21 protein-coding genes and 2 pseudogenes are annotated in these 24,324 nt (G+C 69.3%); 10 read left to right on the top strand and 13 right to left on the bottom strand.

Annotated features, from left to right (window positions below; translation table 11 throughout):
* Positions 1–301 precede the first annotated feature (301 nt).
* Positions 302–646, top strand: a complete 345-nt coding sequence (locus ACFY29_RS26995) for a VOC family protein (protein ID WP_386990657.1) — start codon at positions 302–304, stop codon at positions 644–646.
* On the opposite strand, the gene ACFY29_RS26990 is transcribed toward ACFY29_RS26995, so the two are convergent.
* Complete coding sequence (locus ACFY29_RS26990; RefSeq protein WP_386990655.1) at positions 598–1,545, bottom strand: SDR family NAD(P)-dependent oxidoreductase; 948 nt, start codon at positions 1,543–1,545, stop codon at positions 598–600. The genes ACFY29_RS26995 and ACFY29_RS26990 overlap by 49 nt on opposite strands.
* Positions 1,546–1,654: 109 nt before the next feature.
* On the opposite strand from ACFY29_RS26990, the gene ACFY29_RS26985 reads away from it, so the two are divergent.
* Positions 1,655–2,320, top strand: coding sequence for a TetR/AcrR family transcriptional regulator (locus tag ACFY29_RS26985; RefSeq protein WP_386990653.1), 666 nt, complete (start codon positions 1,655–1,657; stop codon positions 2,318–2,320).
* Between the two features lie 410 nt (positions 2,321–2,730).
* Here ACFY29_RS26985 and ACFY29_RS26980 read toward each other — a convergent pair whose 3' ends face one another.
* Together ACFY29_RS26980 and ACFY29_RS26975 are read right to left on the bottom strand one after the other, a co-directional pair.
* Positions 2,731–3,720, bottom strand: a complete 990-nt coding sequence (locus ACFY29_RS26980; RefSeq protein WP_386990652.1) for an MFS transporter — start codon at positions 3,718–3,720, stop codon at positions 2,731–2,733.
* The gene (locus tag ACFY29_RS26975) at positions 3,642–3,968 is read right to left on the bottom strand and encodes a hypothetical protein (protein WP_386990650.1); all 327 of its coding nucleotides are present in this window, start codon (positions 3,966–3,968) and stop codon (positions 3,642–3,644) included. The genes ACFY29_RS26980 and ACFY29_RS26975 overlap by 79 nt, the downstream gene beginning before the upstream one ends.
* A gap of 155 nt (positions 3,969–4,123) precedes the next feature.
* Here ACFY29_RS26975 and ACFY29_RS26970 point away from each other — a divergent pair, with 155 nt between their 5' ends.
* Entirely contained in the window at positions 4,124–4,525 is a 402-nt protein-coding gene (locus tag ACFY29_RS26970; protein ID WP_386990648.1) for an alpha/beta fold hydrolase, read from the top strand.
* Between the two features lie 57 nt (positions 4,526–4,582).
* On the opposite strand, the gene ACFY29_RS26965 is transcribed toward ACFY29_RS26970, so the two are convergent.
* Positions 4,583–7,015, bottom strand: a complete 2,433-nt coding sequence (locus ACFY29_RS26965) for a M14 family metallopeptidase (protein ID WP_386990646.1) — start codon at positions 7,013–7,015, stop codon at positions 4,583–4,585.
* A 411-nt stretch (positions 7,016–7,426) separates the two neighbouring features.
* Complete coding sequence (locus ACFY29_RS26960) at positions 7,427–7,582, bottom strand: hypothetical protein (RefSeq protein WP_386990644.1); 156 nt, start codon at positions 7,580–7,582, stop codon at positions 7,427–7,429.
* An 87-nt stretch (positions 7,583–7,669) separates the two neighbouring features.
* Here ACFY29_RS26960 and ACFY29_RS26955 point away from each other — a divergent pair, with 87 nt between their 5' ends.
* On the top strand, positions 7,670–7,855 hold the full coding sequence (locus tag ACFY29_RS26955; protein WP_386990642.1) for a hypothetical protein: 186 nt from the start codon (positions 7,670–7,672) through the stop codon (positions 7,853–7,855).
* A 567-nt stretch (positions 7,856–8,422) separates the two neighbouring features.
* A complete protein-coding gene (locus tag ACFY29_RS26950; protein WP_386990640.1) occupies positions 8,423–10,942 on the top strand; it encodes a S8 family serine peptidase in 2,520 nt (839 codons plus the stop codon).
* A gap of 67 nt (positions 10,943–11,009) precedes the next feature.
* Here the strand turns inward: ACFY29_RS26950 and ACFY29_RS26945 are convergent, their stop codons facing one another.
* Positions 11,010–11,198 carry a dienelactone hydrolase family protein gene (locus ACFY29_RS26945; protein WP_386990638.1) on the bottom strand — a complete coding sequence of 63 codons (189 nt, stop codon included), beginning with the start codon at positions 11,196–11,198 and terminating at the stop codon, positions 11,010–11,012.
* A 229-nt stretch (positions 11,199–11,427) separates the two neighbouring features.
* Here ACFY29_RS26945 and ACFY29_RS26940 point away from each other — a divergent pair.
* Together ACFY29_RS26940 and ACFY29_RS26935 are read left to right on the top strand one after the other, a co-directional pair.
* Positions 11,428–11,700 (top strand): annotated as a pseudogene (locus ACFY29_RS26940) (hypothetical protein); the annotation flags it as partial.
* Between the two features lie 105 nt (positions 11,701–11,805).
* Positions 11,806–12,519: an N-acetylmannosamine-6-phosphate 2-epimerase gene (locus tag ACFY29_RS26935; RefSeq protein WP_386990832.1), complete on the top strand. Its 714-nt coding sequence runs from the start codon at positions 11,806–11,808 to the stop codon at positions 12,517–12,519.
* Here the strand turns inward: ACFY29_RS26935 and ACFY29_RS26930 are convergent.
* The gene (locus ACFY29_RS26930) at positions 12,493–13,566 is read right to left on the bottom strand and encodes a LacI family DNA-binding transcriptional regulator (protein ID WP_386990830.1); all 1,074 of its coding nucleotides are present in this window, start codon (positions 13,564–13,566) and stop codon (positions 12,493–12,495) included. The two genes, ACFY29_RS26935 and ACFY29_RS26930, sit on opposite strands and share 27 nt — an antisense overlap.
* A 343-nt stretch (positions 13,567–13,909) precedes the next feature.
* On the opposite strand from ACFY29_RS26930, the gene ACFY29_RS26925 reads away from it, so the two are divergent.
* Positions 13,910–16,849 carry a glycosyl hydrolase family 28-related protein gene (locus tag ACFY29_RS26925; protein WP_386990636.1) on the top strand — a complete coding sequence of 980 codons (2,940 nt, stop codon included), beginning with the start codon at positions 13,910–13,912 and terminating at the stop codon, positions 16,847–16,849.
* Positions 16,836–18,092 carry a glycoside hydrolase family 26 protein gene (locus tag ACFY29_RS26920; protein ID WP_386990634.1) on the top strand — a complete coding sequence of 419 codons (1,257 nt, stop codon included), beginning with the start codon at positions 16,836–16,838 and terminating at the stop codon, positions 18,090–18,092. Before ACFY29_RS26925 ends, ACFY29_RS26920 begins: the two co-directional genes overlap by 14 nt.
* Here ACFY29_RS26920 and ACFY29_RS26915 read toward each other — a convergent pair.
* Together ACFY29_RS26915 and ACFY29_RS26910 are read right to left on the bottom strand one after the other, a co-directional pair.
* Complete coding sequence (locus tag ACFY29_RS26915) at positions 17,995–18,369, bottom strand: diacylglycerol/lipid kinase family protein (RefSeq protein ID WP_386990632.1); 375 nt, start codon at positions 18,367–18,369, stop codon at positions 17,995–17,997. The genes ACFY29_RS26920 and ACFY29_RS26915 overlap by 98 nt on opposite strands.
* A gap of 452 nt (positions 18,370–18,821) precedes the next feature.
* Positions 18,822–19,157: pseudogene (locus ACFY29_RS26910) on the bottom strand (integrase core domain-containing protein); the annotation flags it as partial.
* 321 nt (positions 19,158–19,478) lie between these two features.
* Between ACFY29_RS26910 and ACFY29_RS26905 the strand changes: the two are divergent.
* Positions 19,479–21,620, top strand: a complete 2,142-nt coding sequence (locus ACFY29_RS26905; protein ID WP_328414395.1) for a sialate O-acetylesterase — start codon at positions 19,479–19,481, stop codon at positions 21,618–21,620.
* 59 nt (positions 21,621–21,679) lie between these two features.
* On the opposite strand, the gene ACFY29_RS26900 is transcribed toward ACFY29_RS26905, so the two are convergent.
* The 4 genes from ACFY29_RS26900 to ACFY29_RS26885 form a co-directional block, all read right to left on the bottom strand.
* Entirely contained in the window at positions 21,680–22,048 is a 369-nt protein-coding gene (locus ACFY29_RS26900; RefSeq protein WP_328414397.1) for a hypothetical protein, read from the bottom strand.
* Positions 22,045–22,518, bottom strand: a complete 474-nt coding sequence (locus ACFY29_RS26895; RefSeq protein WP_328414399.1) for an endonuclease/exonuclease/phosphatase family protein — start codon at positions 22,516–22,518, stop codon at positions 22,045–22,047. Before ACFY29_RS26895 ends, ACFY29_RS26900 begins: the two co-directional genes overlap by 4 nt.
* Before the next feature lie 187 nt (positions 22,519–22,705).
* Positions 22,706–23,380, bottom strand: a complete 675-nt coding sequence (locus ACFY29_RS26890; protein WP_386990629.1) for a cytidylate kinase family protein — start codon at positions 23,378–23,380, stop codon at positions 22,706–22,708.
* 472 nt (positions 23,381–23,852) lie between these two features.
* Positions 23,853–24,320 (bottom strand): transposase, encoded by a 468-nt coding sequence (locus ACFY29_RS26885; RefSeq protein WP_386990627.1) that lies wholly within the window; start codon positions 24,318–24,320, stop codon positions 23,853–23,855.
* Positions 24,321–24,324: the final 4 nt, after the last annotated feature.

The following is a 24,324-nucleotide window of genomic DNA, read 5'->3' as shown; positions in this document are numbered from 1 at the left end:
CGGCCCGCGGCCCTCAACTGCCGCTACAGCGACATCGGCGGAAGTGACCCCAGTGGACCCAACCGCCCGCAAACGAGCAGGACTGGTACGACAACTCCGCACGCCCAGTCGAGGCCAGAAGGGTTCGGCCATGACCAAAGACAGCACTTATGATCCATTGCACAACTGGCGTGGTCCGTGGGGCTGTACAGCCATCCGTACAGCCAAGCCGACCTACGGACGCCGTCCGAGGCCGACTGCGGACGACAGGACGAGCAGGCTAGCAGCAGCCATGGACACCAGCCGACAGTCGTCTTGATCTTTGCAAGGCCGGTGCCGTCTGGTCCGAGTTACTCCTGCGCCACGGCGTCCCGGTGGAGCAGCACAGCACCCGATCGGCCCTGGAGGACCCCCTGAGGGCGTACGTCCTCGGATCTTCTTTCAGCAGGTCCCCGAGGGCAAGACCGCCAAGTGCCGCCTGCACCTGGACGTACGCGCCGCACCCGGCCTGCACGGCGACGAGCGGATGGCCGCCCTCGAAGCGGAGTGCGAGCGCCTCGTCGGTCTCGGCGCCACCCGCTTGCGCCGCGACGAGCCGGCGCCTCCTACCAGCGCGGGCTACATCGTGATGGTCGATCCGGAGGGAAGCGAGTTCTGCTTGGACTGAGCGACGGGGAACTTCACCCCGGTGAGGTCTTCGGAGACGGCCCACAGCCGCTGCTGGACGGCTACCTCGTACGAGTCTGGGCTGGAGGTGACCAGCCGGGGGTGGCCCATGACCTCGTTGCGTCCGCCGGGACCGTAGTACTGGCCGCCGAGCGCGGCGGGGTCGGTGGCGGCGCGCAGGGTCGGCAGCGCGCCCATCGCTGGCGTCTGGGTGATCAGCGGCGCGAGCCAGGTGAGCGGAAGCCGGAGGGCCGCGGGGGTGTTGCGGGCGAGCTCGGTGCTGGACATGCCGGGGTGCGCGGCCATCGCGACGGTGGTGCCGTGCGTGGCGAGCCGGCGCTGCAGCTCGTAGGTGAACATCAGGTTGGCCAGCTTGGACTGGCCATAGGCGGCGGCCCGGCTGTACGACCGCTCCCACTGCAGGTCGTCGAAGTGGATCGCGGCCCGGATGCGGTGGCCGGTGCTGCTGACCGTCACCACGCGGGAGCCGGGCACCGGCAGCATCAGGTCCAGCAGCAGCCCGGTGAGCGCGAAGTGGCCGAGGTGGTTGGTGGCGAACTGCATCTCGAAGCCGTCCCGGGTGGTCTGCTTCGGGGTGTACATCACGCCGGCGTTGTTGATCAGCAGGTCGATCCGGTCGAGCCGGGACCGCAGCGCCGCCGCCGTGGTCCGGACGGAGTCGAGCGAGGTCAGGTCCAGCGCCTGCACGGTCACGTCGCCGGTCATGCGGGCCGCGGCCTGCTCGCCCTTCTCGACGTTGCGCACGGCGAGGACGACGGACGCCCCGCGCTCGGCGAGCGCCTTGGCGGTCTCGTACCCCAGTCCGGTGTTGGCCCCGGTCACCACGGCCACCCGTCCGCGCTGGTCCGGAATGTTCGCTGTCGTCCACTTTTCGCGCATGTCAGGCTCCCAACTAGCTAACGTACCGAAGGTATCTTGTGCCGACGACGTTAAAGTACTTTCGGTACGTTGTCAACGTACCGCAGGTACCTAAGTTAGGCTGGCGATCGTGACTTTCCAGCGGGCGCGAACCGAAGAGCAGCGGGAGATCCGCCGACGGGCCATCCTCGACATGGCATCGGCGATGCTCAACGAGATGCCCGTGGCCGCGGTCACCCTGAACGAACTCAGCCGCCGGGTAGGCCTGGCGAAGCCGAACGTGCTGCGCTACTTCGAGTCTCGCGAGGCGGTGCTGCTAGAACTGCTGGACCACTTCCTGCAGGAGTGGCTGACGGAACTGGCAAGCGAGTTGGCTGCCGGCATCGACGAGAATCTACCCATGGCCGAGCGAGCGGCAGCGGTGGCCGAGATCCTCAGCCGTTCGCTCTCCGGCCGAGTGGTGCTGTGCGACCTCTTCGGCGCACAGGGCAGCGTCCTGGAACACAACGTCTCCGTCGAGGTCGTAGCACGCTACAAGCGCGCCTCGCTGGACCGCCTGACAACCATGACCGCCCTGATCCAGAAGTACCTGCCGGAGCTGGGCGAGAACGCAACACTGTTCAGCCTGCAAACCATGGTCATGGCCGGCGCGCTGTCGGCGTACAGCACACCCCCACCCAGCCTGCAGGCGGCCTACCAGGCCGAGCCCGACCTGGCCCGCTTCCACCTGGAGCTGAAGGACTACTTGAAGCTGGCCCTGACCGCAACCCTCCTGGGTGTGCTACCCCGCCGCTGACCTGCGTTGCACTGGACAGGCCAAAACCTCTGCATTTCTCGCGCATCGATGCGGAGTGAGCGGGTTCGGCTGGTTGTCGGCGCCGACATGGACCCCGCTCTGGTGTAGCGCCAGTGCTGCGGGCAGCTGTCCCGGGGCGTCGAGCTCGATCGGCGTGATGCGGCCGTCGGCAGGACCGCCCAGGAGCCATGCCTCGGTGTCTGGCATCAATGATCACCCACCATTTTGACGACTGCCAGCAGACCGGCTATCGCGGTGATGAGGCTCGCCGACGCGCTGGCGTCCGCCGCGCGCTGGCGGCGACGTCGGGCTGCACGTACTCGAAACGATGACCACCCTGATCCCAGTCGGCAGCGAAGGCCAGCGGATCGAGCTGACGACGGTGGTGGAGCGGCCCGCACCAGTTCCGCTCACTCCGGTCGAGGACTGGAAGGCGTACGACGCATACGGACACTGAACGAGGGTCGGGTGGCGGTCGGCGCTGGCCCGGCGGCGCGGCCCCGCCGCGCGTCTACGGCGAGCAGTGTGAGGGCGACCAGCGTGAGCAGCCCGCCGACGAGTGCCAGCGACCGTGCCCCCGAGGTGGGCAGGAGGGCACCGCCGAGCAGTGATCCGCCGGCAATGCCGGCGTTGAAGGCGGTGCTGACGCCGGCCGACGCGATGTCGGTGCTACCCGGAGCCAGTTGCAGCATCCGGTTCTGCACGGCGGAGCCGAACGCCGCGTAGGCGAGGCCGATCCCGGCGAGGAGTGCGACCGCGCCGGGCCGGAGCGCGCCGAGCGCGTACAGGCCGAACAGCGAGGCCGTGCCGATGCTCAGCGGCGTCAGCAGGGAAGCGATCGGCCGGGTGTCCAGGGTCCGGGTCGCGGCCAGGGTGCCGACGACGCCGGCGGCGCCGGCCGCGAACAGCAGCGGCGCCAGCACCGCGTCGGCGAAGCCGCTGACGTCGAGCAGGAACGGTGTGACGTAGGTCTGCAGGGTCATGAAGCCGCCGATGCCGAAGGCGGTCGCGATCAGCAACAGGGCGAAGCGCCGCCCGTCCGGTGCGGTGCCCCGGGCGGCGCCGCCAGCGGCCGGGGGATAGGAAGGAAGGAAGACGAGCACCGCAGCGACGATCGCCAGACCGACCCCGGCCAGCGCCGCGAACGCCACACGCCAACCGGCCTGCTGCCCGAGCCAGGTGCCGAGGGGTACACCGAGCACCGGGGCGAGCGTCGCGCCGGTCGCGAACAGCGCTATCACCCGGCCGCGCACCGCGACCGGGAAGGGCCCGGTCACGGTCGCCGTGGCGATGGACCAGAACAGCGCCTGGGCGAGGGCGGTTACGAGGCGGGAGCCCGCCAGCACGGCGTACGTCGGCGCGAGCGCGGCGGTGGCGTTCCCGGCGGCGAACAGGAGCATCGTGACGCCGAGCAGTTGACGCCGGGGACCCGCTGGGTCAGCCGGGCCAGCGGCACGGACGCCAGCACGACCACGACGGCGTACCCGCTGACCAGCAGACCTACCTGCGAGCGGGACCGATCGAGATCGGGTGCAATGTGGGTCAGCAGGCCGACGGGCAGCAGTTCGGTCGTGATGAACGCGAACGCGGCAAGGGAGAGCGCGACGAGCACGGCCCTGGCCCTTCGCGGCGACACCTCCGGAGCCATGGCCCACCCCCATTCATGGTCACCGTAATCGCGGGGCCCGACCCCCGCTGCAGCCGGCCAGCCGCTGACCCGGGAGGCATTCTCCGCGGAACTGTTCGGCATCACCGGATTCCTGCCACGACGCGACACAATGGACGGCGGGTCGCGGATGTCCGGTGCGGCGGCGGCCTTCGCCGCCTTCGAACGCATCTGGTCGGGCCAGCCCACCGCCGCCGACTGGGAGGCGATCACACCGTTCACCCACGGCCGGTGGGACGCCGACCGCCGGGGCCCGGGTCGCCGGGGAGGCGGGGCAGCGCAATGACGACGCAGCGGCCGTCTACTACTCGGTCGGGGCCGTCGACCCGGAGGCTGTCAGGTCCGCCCTCGGTCACCTTCAGGCGCCGGTCTTGCTGCTCGCCGGCGAGTACGACGTTGGGCTCCCGCCGAAGCGCGCCGCCGAGTACGCCGGCCTGTTCCCGCGGGCCGAGTTGGCGGTGCAGCCGGGCGCCGGGCACTATCCGTGGCTCGACGATCCGGAGTGGTTCGTGGAGACGATGGCCGGATTCCTGCGTTGAGCGGGGACGGCCGCGGCGCCCAGGAGCGCCGCGGCCGTCCCTACCTGCCGTGATTCGTCAGCTGGTCGGCAGGACCGCCTGGCCCTTGCGGTAGTTCTTGCCGCTGCCGTCCGGGGTGTAGTTGTTCTCGACGTTGCCGGCCGAGTCGACCGAGAACCAGTTGATCCGGGTGCCGGCCGGGATCGTCAGGGTCTCCCCGCCCTCGCGGATGCCCGCCGAGCCGTAGAGCGTCGACGAGTACGTCGGCGTAGCGCCGTCGAGGGTGTAGAAGACCGAGGCGGGCTCGGAGACGCCGAAGGTCACGTTCACCATGCCCGGTGTCGAGCTGGGGGCGACCGTGAGGGTGCTCTCCGGGCGGGTCCGGTCCTTGGCGAAGTCCCGGGCCACCCGCATTAGCTCGACCAGGCCATTGGAGAACTCCATCGCCTCGGAGTGCGCCTCCTCCCAGTCAGGTTGGAAGGACGTGCCGACCTCGAAGTTCCAGGCGTAGATGCCGTACTTGTACCAGAGCATGTCGCCGGAGTTGCCCGCCGCCGAGTAGAGCACGTCGGAGATCGGGCCCGTGCGGGCCGGGGTGACCGGCATGTTCCGGTGCTGCTTGATGGCGGTCAGGATCCGCGAGGACGCGCCCCAGAAGGCCGACTCCTCGGCCAGCGTCGGCCGCGGCGCCGAGGTCCGGTCCGGCAGGGCGTACGCGCCCGGCGACCACATGAAGTAGTTCCCGGAGGAGTGCAGGTTCATCGAAAACTTGATGTTGGGGCGGGCGGCCAGCCAGTCGACGTTGCGGTTCTCCGGCTCGGAGAGCTCGCTCGGCCCGGCGTAGGTGCCGCTGGTGCAGCTGCTCGACGCGCCCGAGTACCCGTCGAAGAGGCTGTACTCGGTGTAGTTGCGGTTGTTGTCGACGCCCCACGAGTCCCGGCCGAGGAAGTCTGCGGCCCCGGTCGACGGGCAGTGGTTGGTCATGTTCTTGCGCTGGGAGTTGAAGTCGTAGAAGGAGTAGTGGCCGCCGTCCGGGTTGACCGACGGCGCGATCCAGATGTCCAGGTTGTTCAGCAGCTGCTTGGTCTGCCCGTCGTGCGCGTAGTTGCGCAGCAACCGCTCGGCGGTCTCGACGGTGACCAGCGGCGGCACCCACTCCCGCGCGTGCTCCTGCGCGTAGGCGAGCACACCCGGCTTCGAACCGTCCCGAACCTTGCCGATCCGGATCGCGTACACCGGCTGCGGATCGCGGGAGACGGAGGCCGGCGCACTCAGGTCGTCGGTGAGCAGGGTCCGCGCCGCCGGCGCGACCACGCCGCCGCCCGGGCTGCCGCGATAGGTGTACGCCTTGACCAGGGACCCGGCCACGGCGTTGAGCGCCGCGACGACCTCGGCCGCGGTGCTGGTCACCGCGCCCGCTCCGTCGGTACCGAGGGCCACCCGGATGGCCTTACCGCTCACGGTCACCGCCAGCGCCGAGTTGCCGACGCCCGGGTTCACCAGCTCCACCGAGATGTCGTTGCCACCCTGGTGCCCCCAGGCCAGGGAGTCCACCGCGACCCGGCTGGCGTTGGCGCTGCCGAGGACGGCCTGGGCGTGCCGCCGGTAGCCGTTCGTCTTGTACGGCAGCTCGACGATCTCGGCCAGGTTGGGGAACTCGGCGGCGAGCTGGTGGATCCGCGCGTACAGCTCGGTCGGGGTGAGGTAGCTGGTGACGAAGTCCTTCTGGTAGCCCGGCCCCTCCGGGCTGGTCTCCGGCGTGGGCAGCCACTCCTGCACCTTGACCTCGGCCACGTCCCCGGCGGGGCTGGTGATCCGGATACGGTCCGGCCGGCTGGTCACCGCCGAGGCGCCACGGTGGTAGAGGTAGACGCCGGCGTCGACGAAGCGGGAGATGGTCTGCGTGCCGCCGGAGCCGATCGCGGTTCCCGGCCCACTGTCCCGCTCGACGGTGAGCGTGTTGCTGGCTGTCTGGCCCTGCGCCCACTTCGCCTCGACGGAGAGGACCTGGCTGGTCCCGGAGGTGTAGTAGTCCGCGCGGATGATCTTGATGTCGGAGACGTCCGGAGCGGTCGGGTCGGCCGCGGCGGCGGCGAACTCCCGGTTCTCGGCGAGGTGCTCGGCGATGGTCGACTCGCGCTCCTCGACGCGGGCCCGGGCGTCCTCGGGGCGATGCAGCACGTCGCCGAGGGTGAAGCCGGCCGCGGTCAGCCGGGCGGCTTCGCTCGGCGTGAGCACCGCGTGCGCGACCACGCCGTTCTCCGAGCGTTCGACATGGTGGTCGAGGTCCACTCCGGTGGCGACCAGCGCGTCCAGCTCCGCGGTGCCGGCGAGCAGCACCTCCACGACGTTCGCCGGCTCACCGGCGACCGGGCCGGAATCGGCCGGCGCGCCGGCGTCCGGCGCGGTCGCCGAGGCCGGACTGACCAGCAGCACGACGGCCATGGCGGCGGCCAGCGCCGCCGGGACCGGGAGGCGGCGTCGCCACCGCGCGGGTAGGGATTTCGGCATGGTGATGTCTGCCCTTCTGGCTACTCGGCCTGATGGCCGTAGGAGATGGCCGAGGGGCACGCCCGGGGTACGCGGCTCCATCCGTTGGGTCGCGTGCGGTCGTTGCGGCAACCGAGCGCGCGACACGCTGAGAAAGGGAAGGTGACGTCGTCCGGCTCCGTCGCCTCGACAGGACCCGCAACGCCGAATTCCGGGGTGTCGAACGATGGTGACGGAGGTTCTCCGGTGACAGTTGGTGGACTGAGGCAATCCTCAGCTGTCACAGCGTGAACTGTCAATCCTCTGCTGGGCCCGTTGACTCTCGGGCGGTAGTCCTCACCGAACACGCCGAGGAGGTGGGGTAGGTGGGCAGGTCCCGCGCCAAGCCTTCCTGAGCCCAGAAGGCGTCGACGGACCGCCTGCTGTCTCGGGTCAGGTCACCGCGGAGCGGACGCCGAGGCCGATGAGGACGGTGCCGGTGAGCCGGTCGAGGGTACGGCGCACGCGTGGGGTGCGCAGCAGCCGTGCGGCTGCGCCGGTGACCGCGGTCCAGCCGGCCAGCCAGAAGGTGTGCAGCAGGATGGTCACGGTCGCTACGGCGTCATCGAGGCGGCTGTCCTGGTCGAGGACTCGGCTAGCTCCCTTGACCTCGTGATCGTCTGCACTCGACGATCGATGTCCGTGATCGTCCGACTGCTGTACCAGATTCTGGTTCAGGTGCTCTCGTGGCTGGCGCTGTTCGCCGGCTCCTCCGGGTCGAAGGACGCGGCGATCCTCCTGCTGCGTCACGAGGTGGCGGTGCTGCGCCGAGGCAACCCGAGACCACGCGCGCTTCGCGCACGCTGGGCTGCGGTGGACTGACAGGCCGTACTCGCCGCCCTGACCAGGCTCATACCCAAGCTGCTTCGCGGCCGCGTGCTACAGACCTCTATCGAGCACTACAACACCGGCCGAAGCCACCATGACCATGGGATCGGTCTGCGAGCTCCGACCGACGACCGCAACGTCCCACTCCCCACCCCAACCGACCGCATACATCGCCGCAGTCGCCTCGGAGGATTCTCCAACGAGCACCAAGCCACCACATGAAACCCCAGCTCAACACGGACCGAGTCTCGACCAGGGCCGTCACTCATCCGGCCCCGCGAGGAGCCCATGGCCCGGTCCATGACAGTTACGTACATAGATGTAGACGGTCGCTCAAACCGCTTCTGGTGGATAGATGTTGCCCTCTTGACGAGGCACTTCTGTCGCAGTCTAATTGGTGATCATGTAGGGAGGCCACGCGTGGGAGAGTTCCAGTTCGCCGTTCTGACGTGGCAGGGTTTCCTTATTTTGTCTCGACCGGCGCGTGTAGATCATGGGGCTGGGACGCAACAGGCCGCCCCGGTCCGTTAGAGATATCGACCCATCGGGAAGGAGACGGAGATGAGCATGAGGTCCACGAGTCGGCGGCAGTTCCTGCGGCGATTGGGAGGCACCCTTGCTGCCGGAGTAGGCATCGCGTTTTTTCCGGCTGGGTTCGCCTCGGCATCGTCCAAGTCCGGTCCGACATCGACCCCTGGCCATACGGGCGGCGGGCCGGCGTACCCGGAAGATCCCGGCTTTGTCGCCACGAGTCCAGGGGAACTAGATGCCGCTAAAGCCAGTTGGGAAACGCCGGAATATGGTTATTATACCGGCCATAATCCTTCTACTCCTGGCACAGCGGTCAATTCCCCATGGCAGCTCGTCGCGGTAAACGCGTCCACCGCCTACGCCCTAGGGTACTGCGGGCAGGGCGTCACGCTGGGCATGATGGATTCGGGCTACAGGGCTACACACGAAGCATTTCAGACCGGGCTGATCGCTTCGGTGAGAGCGGAGGGTGTCTACGGCACGTCCGGCTTCGGGTATCGTAACGCAGCAACCCCGGCGAACCCGTTTACTGCGGGCGAGCGGTTCAGTGTGGCCGGTGATCAGGCGAGAACAAGTGACTACGGGCACGGGACCGGTATGCTTGGGGTTACCTCCGGCATGCGCGATGGTAAAGACCAGCACGGCATCGCCTTTGGATCGAAGATGTATGTTGCCAAGACCGGCGGTTCCGATACCCAGTCCCACGGTCCCTTCCACGATTACGTGTATTGGCATACAGCCAATAAGGCTTTGGTCGACGCAGGCGCCCGGGTCATCAACAGCAGTTGGGGCTCTTTTGTCCAGACTATTGACAGAACCCGTTTTGACGGCTTAGGAAACGACCTTGGAGTCAACGGCAACCTCGCCAACGCTTACCAACTGCCTGGCAAAGACAGCGCCAGCGCCACGGCAATGGCGACCATTATCCCCAACGAGTATCTGAAGGATCTGGAGTACCAGTATTTCTTCTTCAAGAAAAGCTATTCGGAAGGCGGCATTCAATACAATCCGAACTACCCCGGACGTTCCTTTATGGACGCCATCTGGGACGCCATCAAGGATAGCGGTACCGTCAACGTAAGGTCGTCCGGCAACAACGACTGGAGCAACCCGTATTTTCGCCCGGCGTATCCCTTCTTCAATCCGTTGGCGGAAAAGCAGTGGATAGCAGTCGGCGGGGTGCAACCGCCCACTGTGGCCAATCCCGAATACGCAAAGCAGTTCGGGTATAACGAGGCGGCGCTCGCCAAATGGTGGACCGTGTCTACCCCTTCAAACAGCGTTCGGACCACGAACAGCGGTGGTGACACTAACTATTCAAACTCAAGCGGCACGTCACCGGCAACGCCCGTTGCGACAGCGGTGATGGGGGTTCTGCTCTCCCGCTATCCGAACATGGACGCCAAGCAGGTGCGTGAGCTGATGCTCACCACGGCGAACAACAAGATGTCCGACGGCGTGAGATTCCTCGGCACCGGGCAAACCTCCCCCTCCGGGGCGTCCATCGCCTGGACCGCTCCCGACGGTCTTCCGGACGAACGCTGGGGCTGGGGGATTCCCGATCTGGCCAAGGGCATGTACGGCCCCGGCCAGCTCCTGAGCCCCATGACCTACAACATGGATAAAGCGCCCCTGGACGTCTGGTCGAACGCCATCAGCCAGATCGCGATCAAGGAAAGGGAAAGGGAAGATCTGGAGTGGCTGGCTGGCTACAAGGAGCAAGGCATTGCCTACGCCGGTGAATTCAGCCCCAACGTGCTGAACCCGGACGCCACGCTTAACGAACAGGCCTTCATGCTTCAGGGCATTTTGGCTGATCCTTACATCCAAGCTATCACTAACGGCCATCCCGAGTTGTACGACAAGATCACCTATGAGGACGCCGTCAAGTGGCGCAAGGAATGGATGGACGAGCGCGCGGCCTACATTCAGAACAACATCGACAACAACCTCTACACGGCTTCTCTGACCAAGCAAGGCCCCGGGACGCTGATCATGACGGGCGACGACACCTACGAGGGCGGCACGACGGTTGAAGGCGGTAAGCTTTCGATCACCGGCTCGCACGCAAGCTCGATCGACGTCAAGGGCGGTACGCTCGGCGGCAGCGGTTTCGTGGCAGGCAGCATCGACGTCGACAGCGGCGTGCTGCACCCCGGTCTGTCGTCCGGGGAAGCGGCGTCCGCGGCGTCCATCACCCTCACCGACGTCGCGCCCGGCAACGTCCTGAACGTCGGCGGCGACGTGACCGTCAGCCGAGCGGGTCGCCTCGCCATCACCATCTCCGGCGACCACGACTACACCAGCGTGCGGGCCGCGGGTGACCTGGTGCTGGACGGCGAACTCGCCCTAGACATTCGCGCGCCCCTCACTCCGGGCACGGTACTGACGATCATGAGCGGCGACTCGATCCAGGGCAACTTCCATTCCCTGCCGGAACGGCGGATCCTGAACGCGGGCCACCACATGTTCAGGGTGTCCTACCAGGACGGCGATGTGACGCTGACCGTCGTGCGGACGCTGCCCAGGGCAGGGTCCGGCGGCGTCTAGCCGCACGTGGCCTGGCCAGCCAGGCTCAGGTTCGCCTGAGCCTGGCTGGCCAGGCCTTCGCCCAGGTTCAGCCGCCCCGACCGCCACGGCCGACAAACCTGCCGAACCAGTACAGAACCCGGTCGTAGGCCTGCGCCGCGGCGTTGGCGTTGTGGTTCCGGCCGGTGTCGTTGAAGAACGCGTGGTTCACACCGGGGAAGACGACCATCTCGTGTTCCAACCCGACGGCCTCGACGTCCAGATGGCGACCGCACATCAGCCTCGCGTACGCCAACACCGACGGTGCCCCGGTCAAGCCCATCGTGTCGGGTGCCAAAACCTGCTTACCGTGGTTGACCAGGCGCGGTGGTCCGCACTGCTGTCCGGCAGGACCATTGCCGTGTCGCTACGCATGCTCTACCTCATGTTCTGCCGCCTCGCCGAATGGCTGACCCTGCTCGCCAAGACCAGTGCCGCGAAGGACGTGGAGATCCTCGTCCTGCGTCATGAGAACGCGGTGCTACGCCGGGCCAACCCGAGGCCTCGGTTGGATTGGGCCGACCGGGCCCACGCTCAGCGCTCTGATCAGGCTCCTTCCCCGCGCTGTGAGGATGCACCGGCTCGTCACTCCTGCCACGCTCCTGCGTTGGCATCGGCGGCTGGTCGCCCATCACTGGACCTACCCGAACCGGCCGGGACGCCCACCGATTGACGCGGCTATCGTGGCCCTGGTTGAGCAGATGGCCCGGGACAATCCCGGCTGGGGCTACCAGAGAATCCAAGGCGAACTACACGGCCTCGGTCACCGGATCGGCACCTCCACAATCCGTCGTATCCTCAACCGCCTGGGCATACCACCGGCCCCGCAACGCCGCGACGAGATGATGAGTGTGTTCGACGATCTGGCCGGCGGCCTCGTGAACTCCTGCCAGCCACTGCTGAACGAACCGGACGACCCGATGCGTGACCCGTACGTCCAGGCCCGGGTGGCTGCGGCGGTGGTACGCGGCGGCGCGGTGGCCGTCCGGGTCAACGGCACCGCTGACGTGGCGGCAATCCGCGCCGCCGTCGACGTACCGGTCATCGGGTTGCACAAGCACGGCGTCGACGGGGTGTTCATCACCCCGACGGCGGCGCACGCGCTCGACGTCGCCGCGGCCGGGGCGCACATCGTCGCCGTGGACGCCACCGACCGCCCCCGTCCGGACGGGCGGAGCTTCGCCGACACGGTCCGCGCGCTCCGGGAGCACACCGACGCGCTGGTCCTCGCCGACGTCTCCACCGTCGAGGAGGGCGTGGCCGCCGTGCGGGCCGGTGCGGACGCCGTCGCCACCACCCTCTCCGGCTACACCCCGGCCAGCCCACCGACCGACGGACCGGACCTGACGCTGGTGGCCCGGCTGGCCGGCGCGCTGGCGGTGCCGGTGATCGCCGAGGGGCGGTACCGCGACGCCGAACAGATCGGGCAGGCGTTCGCCGCCGGCGCCCACTCGGTGGTGATGGGCAACGCGGTCACCTCGCCGCTGTGGATCACCCGTCGCCTGGTACCGGCCACCCCGGCGGCAGCCGGTTCACCTGACGCCGCCGTCGGACCGTGACCGGGTGCGGGCCGGTGCTCCTGTGGTGGCGCCGGGCACGATGGTGCAGGGCAGGCTGCGCCGGAGCGCGTCGGCGGGCAGCAGGGTGGGGCTGACCAGCTGTTCGAAGAGGAGCCGCACCGCCGCCGCGCCCATCTGCTCGCGAGGAATCCGAAACCCGGTCCAATCGATGTCGTCCGGGCTGCCGTCCTCGACGTCACCGAGCTGTGCCAGCGACAGATCGCCGGGTACGGACATCCCCCGGGCCAGCGCCGCCGCCCGGATGTCCGGGGCCAACCCGGACGGCCAGACCACCGCCGCAGTGAGCCCGGTTTCGCCGATCAGGTCGAGCGCCTCGCCGCCGGTCAGCCCGGTCCCGTTCAGCACGACCGGACGGCTCCCGGCGGCCCGTACCGCCTGGTGGTAGCCCTGCGCGCGGTCCACCGACGGCTCGTCCCGGCGGAGGTCACCGACGAATCCGACCCGTTCGTGGCCGAGGGCGAACAATCGCTCGACCACCTCCCGGGTGGCGGTCACGTAGTCGGCTCCGACGTACGGCACGGTGCCGGCGTCGGACTCCCGACGACCGATGAAGGCGAAGGGGAAGTCGCGGCTGAGCAGGTCAGCCAGGTCGCGCTTGTCGTCGTGCCGGCCGAGCAGGACGCAACCGTCGGCGATACCGAGCCGACGGGAGCCGGCACCGAGCAGGCGCCGCCCCTCCCGCGACGGGGTGCTGGTGAAGAAGAGCAGGTCGCATCCGAGCTCCTCGGTCTGCGCCTCGACCCCGACCAGGAATGGGTGGTAGAAGTCCCGGCTGTCGCGCGGGAAGACCGGCTCGTAGGTGAAGACGCCGATGATCCGGGTCCGTCCCCCGGCCAGGCGTTGGGCGGCCGGGTTCGCGACGTACCCGGTCATCCGGATGGCGTCGAGCACCCGCCGACGGGTCTGCTCACCGGCCCGTCGGCGGCCCGTGTCGCCCCCGTTGAGGATCAGGGACACGGTCGCCTGGCTGACCCCGGCAACCCGGGCCACATCGGCCTGGGTGGCCCGTCCGTTGGCGCCTGGCATCGTCGTCACCTCCGTGTCCCCGCCGGTGGCCGGGGCCCGCTCCCGGGCCGTCGCCCCGGCTGGTCATGCGCATGACCACACGATCGCACACGGCAACGTCTCGGGAGCGGGTTGGCGTGAATGGTCGGCCCATCAGCCGCATTTTGTCAATGTTACGCGGCGGTTTCAGATTCTGGCGGACCGGCTATTGACACCTGGAGGCTGCGGAAACATTCTGGTTATGCGCATGACCACATGGTCGCCGACCGGTCCCACCAGGGCAGGAAAGGCGTACCAGATGATCCAAGCTCCACCCCGGCAGGCAGCCGGCCGCCGACCCTTACCGGGCCGGGCATGGGTCGGCATGCTAGCCGGTTCCCTCCTCCTGGCCACCACGGCGATGGCGCCGGCAGTCGTCTCCCAATCGGCGACAGCCGCCACCGAGCCGGCCACCTCGACCTCGGTCTACCAAAGCATGCCGGCCGACCCGACCGCCGTCGTCCTCGGCAGCGCACAGTTCCCGGTGCACCGCGACGGAATCGGTGACGACACGGCCTCGGTGCAGGCCGCCATCGACGAAGCGTCCCGCCGAGGCGGCAGGAACTGGCTGGGCAACATCGTCGGCGGGGCACGCGACGTCACCGTCGGGGACGGCGGTGGTGTGGTCTTCGTGCCGGAAGGGCGTTACCGCCTCTCCCGGCAGGTGGACCTGCACGCCTCGGTACGCCTGGTCGGGTTCGGTGCCGAGAGGCCCGAGTTCGTCCTCGGCGAATCCACCCCCGGCTTCCAGGACGGCAACCAGTCCTTCCTCTTCGCCGCGCTGCGCCGGCCGTTCCAGCCGGACACGCCCCGCAGCTTCGGCAACAACGACACCTTCGGCACCGGCCTGATCAACCTGGACATCCGGATCGCGCCCGGCAACCCCGCCGCAGTGGCCGTACGCTTCAGCGGCGCGCAGATGTTCGTCCTGCAGGACCTCGACATCCACGTGGGTACGGGCTACGCCGGGATCGACCACAACGCCAACCTGATCCAGCGGGTCAACGTGCACGGCGGCACGGTCGGCATGCTGGCCTTCGCCGCCTCGCCCGGCTGGCAGACCACCCTGCTGGACACCACCTTCACCGGCCAGCGCGAGGCGGCCATCAAGCTGCACACGGACAGCAAGCTCAGTCTGATCCGCAACCGCATCGCCGACTCGCCGACCGGCATCGTCGCCACCCCCGACCAGACCCAGCGCCTCTACGTGCAGGACTCGGTCTTCCAGAACATCAGCGGGTCGGCGATCACCCTCAACGACAGCGAATCCGTCCCGGGTGGCGGCGAGCCGGAACTCGTCCGCGCCCAGAACCAGCTCAACGTGGTCGACACCGGAGTCACCGGGACCGGCGCGCTGCTGACCACCGTGCCCAGCGGGCGTACCTGGGCCGGACCCGGCGCGTCCTATCTGGTGCGGGACGCCACGCTCGGGCTTCGGGTCGACGACGCGCTGGGCGCCGCCGAGCGGCGCAGCGACGGCGTCCTGGTCTCGGCGACACCGGCCGCACCGGCGAGCTTCGCCCGGCTCCTGCGCTCCGACGCGCCCCTGCCACCGGCCACCGGCGGTTGGGTCAACGTGGTCGATTACGCCGCCGCCAGGGGCGTCACGGTCGGCACCGGCACCAGCGACGACTACGCCATCTTCCAGCAGGCCATCGACGAGCACGACACCGTGTACGTGCCGATGGGGCAGTACCTGATCGGGAACACCCTGCGGCTCCGGCCACAGAGCAACCTGATCGGCCTGCATCCCCGGCAGACCTGGCTGAAGCTGCCGGACAGTGCCGCCGGATTCACCGACCCGGACCAGCCGAAGGCGATGATCCAGACCCCCCTCGGCGGGAGGAACCAGGTGACCGGCCTCGGCCTGGACTCCGCGCAGCAGACCGCGGGCTCGGTGCACGTGCACTGGCGCTCCGGCGCGCAGAGCTACCTCGCCGACATCGCCACGCAGTTCGTGAAGTGGCATCCGGAGCGGACCGAGCCCGGCGATCCCGGCGCCGGTGACCCCGGTTACCAGTACCGCGGCAGGCACAAGTACAGCTTCTGGGTGCAGGGCGGTGGCGGCACCTTCGCCAACATCTGGAGCGTCGCCGGCTGGGCCGACAACGGCTTCCTGGTCGAGGACACCTCGGTGCGCGGCCAGATGTACGAGGTCTCCGTCGAGCACCACGAGCACCGCGAGGTCGTGCTGCGCCGGGTCCGCAACTGGGAACTGCACGCGCTCCAGACCGAGGACCACATCTACGGCTGGCGCTCCCAGGCCGTCGAACTGGACGACGTGCACGATGTCCTGTTCGGCAACACGGTCTTCTTCCGGGTGGCCACGGTGCAGGGCCCGTACCCGTACGCGGTGGGGCTGCGCAACAGCACCGGGATCGTAATCCGGGGCACCCGGGGCTACCGGCCGGACAACGTGGTCAACACCCGGTGGGGCGCCACCATCGCCGACGTGGCGACCGGCCGGACCGTACCCGAGATCGAGGTGGCGTACCTGGGGGTCGGGGTGACCGGTACGACGCCCACCCCGGCCGGCGCCCACATCGCGCTGGACACGCCGGAGATCCGGGTCCTGCCCGGCCGGTCCGGCAGCACAGTGCTGCGGGTACGCAACGACGGCCCCGGCCCGGTCACCGGCCTGGCGGTCGACGCCGAGGCGCCGGCCGGCTGGCAGGCGCAGGCGCGCCCGGAGGCCACGAGACTGCCCGTGGGCGCGACCACGCCGGTCGCGGTCAGCGTGCGGGTCCCCACCGACGCGGTGACCGACGGCACGGTCCGGTTGACCGTCTCGTTCACCCGGGGCGGTGAGCGGCAGGAGATTCCGCAGACCCTGCGGGTGCGCGTGACCGGGGAGAACCTCGCCCGGGGCGCCGCCGTGCAGGCCAGTTCGGTCCTCTCCGGCAACGTCGCGGGCAACGCGGTGGACGGCAACCGGACCGGAGCCCGCTGGATCTCTGGCTCAGTGGACCCGGCGCCGACGCTCACCCTGGATCTCGGTGGGCCGGCGGACCTCCAACGGCTCGACCTCTACAGCGGAGTGGCCGGCTCGGAGAGCCTGCGGGTGCGGGCCTTCCGGGTGGAGGCCCTGGTCGACGGGGCCTGGACGACCATCGGGTCCGCCGGGGCGAACACCGCCAGCCCGGCCCAGGTCGACCTCAGCGGCGCGCCGGCCGGGATCCGGCAGGTCCGCCTCGTGTTCACCGAACCCAGCCCGACCGACGGGTTGGCCCGAGTCTTCGAGGTGGAGATCCATGGCATCCGCTGAACCGTGGCGAACCAGCCGGGTGAGCCGGCGCGCGATGGGCCGGGGTCTGCTGGCCGCCGCGGCGGGATCGACGCTGTTACCGGCGCTTCCGGCCACCGCCGGCGCGACCGACCCGACCACCGGCGGAACCGCAGCAGGCACCGACCCGATCGGCGTCGGTCCGACTACGGTCGATCAGTCGGAGGTGGTTCCGGCGGCGTCGCTCGTCCCGGCTGCCGGGGCCCTCTTCGGCGCCTTCGTCAAGCACGATCCGGACCGCGACCCGGGGATCTCCGAACCGGAGGCGCTGGAGTCGGTGACCCATGAGCTGCTCGGCATCGACCACTCCTTCCAGCACTGGGGCCAGACGTTCCGCGCCGACCGGCTCACCGACGACATCGCCCGAGGGCGTACCCCGCTGCTCTCCTGGGGAGCCGGCCCGCAGAGCGTGCTGGCCGCGACCGCGCAGGGCGTCAACGATGAACTGGTTCGGCAACAGGCGGGATGGCTGCGGGCCCTGCGGCAGCCGGTGCTGCTGCGCTTCACCTGGGAGATGGACCTGCCGCAGCGCGGCTACACCCCGGCGACCTTCAAGGAGGCGTGGCGCCGGGTCCGGACGATCTTCCGGGAGGAACGCGCCGACAACGTCGCGTTCGTCTTCTGCCCGACCTGGCTGGCCTTCAGGACCGGGCGGGTCTCGTCCTTCTGGCCCGGCGACTCGATGGTCGACTGGGTCGGCGCCGACGGGTACGCCCGCCCGAGCAACGATCACGCACCGCTGACCGAGCTGTTCCCCTGGTTCTACGACTTCGGGATCCGGCACGACAAGCCGATGATCCTCGCCGAGGTCGGCGTCAACGACACCGCACCCGGGGTGCAGGCTGACTGGCTGCGCCAGGCCCGGACGGACCTGCGGACGACGTTCCCACTGGTACGGGCGATGGTGTACTTCGATTCCAGGGGCAGTGGCGAGACCGACTGGGTCCTGCCGGGCAATCCCCGTACGGAGGCCGCACTGCGCCAGCTGGGTGCACGACCCGTACTTCCTGCCGCGCCCGGGCGCCCGCCGGTAACCGGTGCGGTCCCATCGGAGCGGGCCGGTGCCGACGAACGGTCGATGCCGGACCGCCCCGGGGCTCAACAGACGGGTCCGGGGCAGCAGAGGGTCAGCGCGCCGGGCACCACCCGCACCTTGAGCCGGGTGGTGCCGCCGCGGCGCCGCCGTCCAGCTCGTACGTGCGCGGCGCGGCGAGCCGGACCTTGATCTTGCGGCCCCGGGTGATCCGTACGAACGGCGACTCCTCGGTGCGGCCGGCGGCCATCCGGCCGAGGGTGCGCGTCCAGTCCACCGCGCCGTCGGCGGTGGACACGCCGATCTCCAGGCAGCCGTCGTCGGGACGGGCGTCGTCGAACGCCCGGATGCCGCCGGTGATCGTGCCCACGTTGCCGAAGAGCACGCAGCTCGCCTCGCCGTCGAACCAGTCCGCGCCGTCGACCGTGATCCGGGTGCGGACGAGTTCGCCGCGCACAGGCCGGGGCACTGGCCCGCGCCTCGGTACGCCGGTCCGGGTGCACCAGCAGCATGTCGATGCGGCGGTCCTGCTGGCGGCCGCCGGTGCGGCGGTGACCTCGGTCAGGATCGCCCACCGGCCGGTGAAGTGCTGGTAGAGGGCCCCGGCAGTCGTGCAGCTTCTGCCCGACGGGTGCGGGTGAGAAGCGGCGGCAACCGACAAGCCGTGCAGGTCAACGGCCGCCATCGAGGCCAGCCGACAACGGGCTTGATCTTTGCAAGGCCGGTGCCGTGCCCGATTGGGCGGTCGGCGGGAGTCAGCGGCGGTCAGGTTCGGTGCAGGGGACCACGGCGGGTAGCGCAGGCCAAGTCTGGTGATGGACCCGCGATGCGGCAGCGTATCGACACTTCCTAAACCGGGGCTGCCGTCGCCAGGTTCCGACATCTGGGGACTGTCAAGCCCCGGGTTTGATGGAGACGGGATTATCTGTTTTTCGGGGTTGCGTTGACCGGACGGGTCATCGTGTGTAGGGCTTCGTACTCGGCGGGCGGGACGTGCCCGAGCTCGCCGTGTAAGCGTCGGTTGTTGTACCAGTCGATGTACTCGACGGCCGCGATCTCCAGGTCGTCGATCCCACGCCAGGGGCCCTTGTTGCGCACGAGTTCGGCCTTGAACAGAGAGTTGAACGCCTCGGCCATCGCGTTGTCGTACGAGTCGCCGACCGAGCCGACCGACGCGACGGCGCCAGCCTCGGCCAGCCGCTGCGTGTAGCGAATCGCCCGATATTGGATACCCCTGTCGGAGTGGTGGACCAAGCCGGCCAGGTCGGCGCGCCGGGCCATCCGTCATGAGAAGGACAGCTCCGCAGGGACCGCTGGATGGGTGAGGAGCAGCGCTCAGCGGGCTCCGTCGTCACCTCGTCGGCGCTGCCGTCTGCGGTCATCGCGCTCCTGACCCACCCGGTACGCGCGCGCCAGACCGGGCAACCGGTCACCCGCTCGTCGCCTTCATGTGCCGCTCCGCCGCGAGGATCCAACCGTTCGTCGCAAGTGCATTGCCGATTATGAATATCGACAGCTAGGCATGAGCCACGCCGTTCCGGCGGACCCGACCTACCCGACCTGCTGGAGGTCCGAGTCATGCCCCATCCACACCGTCCCCAACGGACGCGCAACGCGCGCCGTGCCGCCACCGCTGCAGCCAGCCTCCTCCTGTCCACCGTCGCCGTGATCTTCGGCCAACCACCCGGCGCCAGCGCCAGCCCCGCGCCCACCGCCGACACGCCGATCGACGGCACGTCGTGTGCCGCCAACGTCGACGGCATGGCCGACTTCACCCCCGTCCTCGGCCTGGACCTGCCCGAGCGGGCCAGCTGGCTCAACCAGACCCCGCCGTACACGTTTGACCGCACGGCAGACGTCGCCGCCGGCTTTGACCGCGTCGGGTACTGCCTCGAGCTGACCACCCCGGCCGGTCCGCAGTGGGTGTGGACAGCCATGACACCGTTCACCACCGACGCGCGCCGGCTCGGCCTGCCGACCCGCAGCGGGGAGATCACCCGACAGCGGGTCAACGACCTGGAGGTCGCCTCCAACGTCCCCGGCGTCACCACCGGCACCGACCTGGCCGGCTACGTGGAGATGTGGCCCCACACGTACAGCACTGGCGGCTCCCGGCAGATCTCCGGTGCCTCGCCGAGCGCCTACGACGCCGACGACACCGTGAACTCGTCCGGCGGGTACGGGTCGTTCCAGGTGCACCAGGTCGGCGCCACCCGCCCGTCCCCGGCGGCGCCCCGCACCGTCTTCGCGGTTAACACCTTCACCTCGACCGGCGCGCCGCTCTCGCTCGGCATCGGCTCCGCACCCACCGGGCACCCGGACTGGACCTTCGCCGGGAACGCCGGCACCTTCACCCAGCGCCGGCTGACCGTGTACGCCCGACCCTCCGTGCTCACCCTTGACCAGCGCCCACGGGACCGCCAGCTCTACCCGCGGGACGCCTCGAACACCGCCACCGTGCCGGTCTCCGGGATGATCAGCGATCCACGGGTCAAGGCGGTACAGCTGAAGGTGACCAGCGGCGCCGACGAGTGGACGTACACCTCGCCGGTCACCGACCGGCGGGACTTCTCCTTCAGCCCGCGCATCGATGCCGCCCTGCGCGAATACCGGTTCGAGCTGCGCGCGCTCGGCTCCGGCGTGACCCGCCGGGCCGGCCTGTGGGAGGGCGTCCTGGCGGGCGACGTCTACGTCATCCAGGGCCAGTCCAACGCGGTCGCCGCCGTGTACCGGGGCTCGTCCGCAGGGGAGGAGTCACCGTTCATCCGCAGCTACGGCTCACCCACCGCGGACCCCGTCCTGTCTACGGCGGAACGCAGCTGGAACTACGCCGGCAGCGAGGTCACCAACCAGCCCGGTTCCATCGGCCAGTGGGGCATCCGCATGACCCGCCGGATCGTGGACACCTACGGCGTGCCGGTAGCCGTCGTCAACGGCGGCCACGGCGGCCAACCGATCTCGTTCTTCCAGCGCAACGACGCCAACCCCGACGCCGTCACCACCAACTACGGCCGGCTGCGGCAACGGCTGGACGCCGCCGGGGTACGGGCCGACGTGCGCGGGCTGCTCTGGTACCAGGGCGAGTCCGACAGCGACAACGCCGCCGTCCACGTCACCGGGTTCACCGCGCTGCTGACCGACTGGCGCAGCGACATCGGCACCGGCATCGCCGACGGCACCCGGTACTTCGTCTACCAGGTCCGCACCTCCCCCTGCAGCAACAGCACCACCGGCGCACTGCGGGAGGCGCAGCGGCAGATGGGCGACACGCACGGCGTGACCCTGCTCTCCACCAACGGCCTGTCCGGCCACGACGGGTGCCACTACGCCTGGGAGCAGGGCTACCGCGAGATGGGCGACCACACGTTCGCCGTCGTGGCCCGCGACCTCTACCACGGCCCGAGCGAGGGCGTGGCACCACCCAACCCGAGCGCCGCGACGTTCTCCAACCCGGAACGCACCGAGGTGACCGTGCACCTGCGCAGCGACGACCCGCTCACCGTCGACCCCGGCGTCGCCGCCGACTTCCGGGTCAACGGCAGCACGGCCACCGTCACCGGCGTCGAGTACCGGGCGGGCGGCCGGCTCGTGCTGACCCTCTCCGCGCCAGCCGACGGGGCGACCGGCGTGAGCTACCTCAGCCACCTGCGCGCCGGCCCGTGGATCGTCAACGCGACGGGCAGCGGCCTGCTCACCTTCCACAACCTGCCACTCACCTAACCGGCAGCCGATCGGATGGAACGGCGCGAGCCACCGGGTGGTGGTCCGCGCCGTTCCTCCTACGACCGGCCGGAAGACCGAAGGGATGCGCCGAGGGTGGTCGACTCGAGGTAGCCGGGGTCGAGCCCCTGCAGATACGCGGCGTAGGAGAGCACTTGGGCAACCACCGCGCGTCGCGCCTCAGGGTTCCCGGCGAGCTTGACCTCGACGACGACAAGCCGGCCTGAAGACTCCACGGCCACGATGTCAGCGCGGCCAGTACCGAGCTGTACCTCCGTGCCGAGTACGGTCAGGCCCGGTGCCCCGGACAGTGGAAGCATCTGCGGGCCTTCAGCGACCAGGTCGTGCAAGGCCTGCTCCGCCGGGTACTGACTTGCCGCAAGTGGCTGCCAGTTGCCGGTCGCGTCGGAGCCCCAGATGGCGGTCACGCGGGGCCGTTAGCACCTACGCCGGCAGGCAGAATGCCCGCCGGCTCCGTCAGCCTCAAGCTCGAACGGTGCTGCTTAGGCGTGGAAGCGGGCGATGACGGGGGCGTGGTCGGGGACGGTGGCGGGGCGTCGGGTTCGGTGGATGCGGTGATCGAGCCGATGTCATCGACGAGGCTGTCGACGCTGGCGAGTCGTAGCCGCAGGTCGCGGGAGACGAGGATGTGGTCGATGAGTTCGCCTCGTCCTTGGTAGATGCGTGAGTATGCCCGTCCGGGAGGTAGGAGCGGGGCGAGGTTGTACAGCCGGACGGGGTCGCCCTTGTCGGGCCGGTCGATGTCTCCGTCGTCGGGGCCGGCGAGCAGGGTGGTGGTGACGGCGTCGGGCCCGTCGTTGAGGTCCCCGCAGACGACGGTGGGTGTTCCGGGTTCGCCGCTGGTGGCGGAGGCGGTCATGACCTTGTTGAGCTGCACGCGGACGGCGACGGCTTCGGCGGCGCGCCGCAGCAGGGCGTATCCGGCGCCCCGGGCGCGTTCGTCTTCGTACTTCGGGTACCGGCGGCCGTTGGGGTAGGTCAGCAGCTTTGACTTGAGGTGGCAGGTGAGCAGCCGCAGGCCGCCGCCGACGTCGACGTGGACTAAGTAGCCGAACGGAGCGCGGTCAGTGTGTTTGGGTTTCCCAGACCGGCTGCTGGGGCTCGTCGTTGTGCACGATGATGTCGACGTGATCGGTCGGGCGGACCGTGGCGAAGTAGAGCTGTTGGGAGGGGATGTAACGCTCGCGCCAGCGCCGTTCGACGTCGGCCCGAGATAACACCCGGCGCTCTCGGATCACGGCACGATCCACAGTCTTGTCGAGGGCGGTCGACACGAAGATGCGCAGGTCCCACCGATCAATCAGTTCCGGGCGCATGAGGAAGACGCCGTCGAAGACCAGCACGGCGTCGGCGGGGGCAGTCATGACCGGCGGCGACAGCGCAGTATCCGCGGTGCGGTCGTACACCGCGTGTTGGAAGCGTCGATCTCCGCTTGGGCCGAGCGGATCGAGCAGAAGCCGGTTCAACGCGTCGTAGTCGTGGGCGTCGAAGTAGCAGCCTTCGGCCGAGTACTCGCCGCGCGGATAGCGCTGCGTCTGTGGGAAGAGGAAATCGTCGATCGTCGCGCGGATGACGTCGCGACCCTGTGTGCGCAAGGCGACGGCCAGTTCGTCGGCGAGGGTGGTCTTGCCTGCGGCGGGGGGTCCGTCGATGGCAACCCGCGTCGGGTGTGCGACTGTGACGGCCCCGACTGCCTCAGCCAGGCGGCCGAGCAACTCGTCGCGGCTGCCTTGGTCCATGTCCTGCTCCGTCCTAGTCTCGCGAAGGTCGCCATGTCGAGCCGACCTTATGCGCGCCAGGCTCTTCGCGCGCGCCACTGTCCGAGTGAGCGAGATTGCCGCATGTGGAAGTGGCTGCGGTCGCGGCGCACAAGGACTGTCATGCCGGCGCTGGTCGCCCGGCATAACGTGACCGGTCATGTTGTGAGGCGCGGTTGTCGCCTCGCGATCATGTCAAGCGTCGTCCGAGGCCACGACGTCAAGCATCACCCGGCACAGGACACCGCCGAATTGTTCTCTCGACGTATCAAAGGCGGCCCGCAAGCGGGCCGCGCCGGCCCGGCCGGCCACGCTTCGGAAGACCAAGACCCCGAAGACCTCGGGGCTCCGCCCCGAACCTCGGCCCTCCTCAGAGATTCGCTCTCATCGACCTAGGAACCGCGGGATGGCGTCACGAATCTTCCGGTACGGGTCACGAGGCCTAGGGTCAGGGTCAGAGAACGGGGGCCAGCAAGGAGTTCGGCCAGCACCGAATCACCTGGTCAGCAGGCCCTGCTAGCGTCAGCCGCACACAGGCCGCCCACCGGATCATGTCCTCGGATGTCTCCGGCCGGCGTTCGTGGTCGCGGGCCAGCCGGCGGTGGCCCATCAGCCAGCCCATACTCCTCCCGACCACCCACCGCCTGGGGTGGACAGCGAATCCCTTCTGATCAGCGGGTTCCCGGACGATGTCCAACGTCAGGTTCAGCATCGCGGCGGCCCAGCCGACGAGCCGGCCGGCGAAGCCCCGGTCGGCGAACACGTGCCGGATCGGGGTGGCCGCCACTGCGGCGAGCAGCGCGCCCTTGGCACCGTCGCGGTCCTGCCAGGACGCGGCCAGGATCCAGACCGTGACCAGCAGCCCGAGGGTGTCGGTGACGATGAACCGATTCCGGCCGTTGACCCGCTTCCCCTCGAACACGCCC

Source organism: Micromonospora sp. NPDC000668 (assembly GCF_042897975.1).
Taxonomy (GTDB): Bacteria; Actinomycetota; Actinomycetes; order Mycobacteriales; family Micromonosporaceae; genus Micromonospora.
This window is presented reverse-complemented; position numbering and strand designations above follow the sequence as displayed.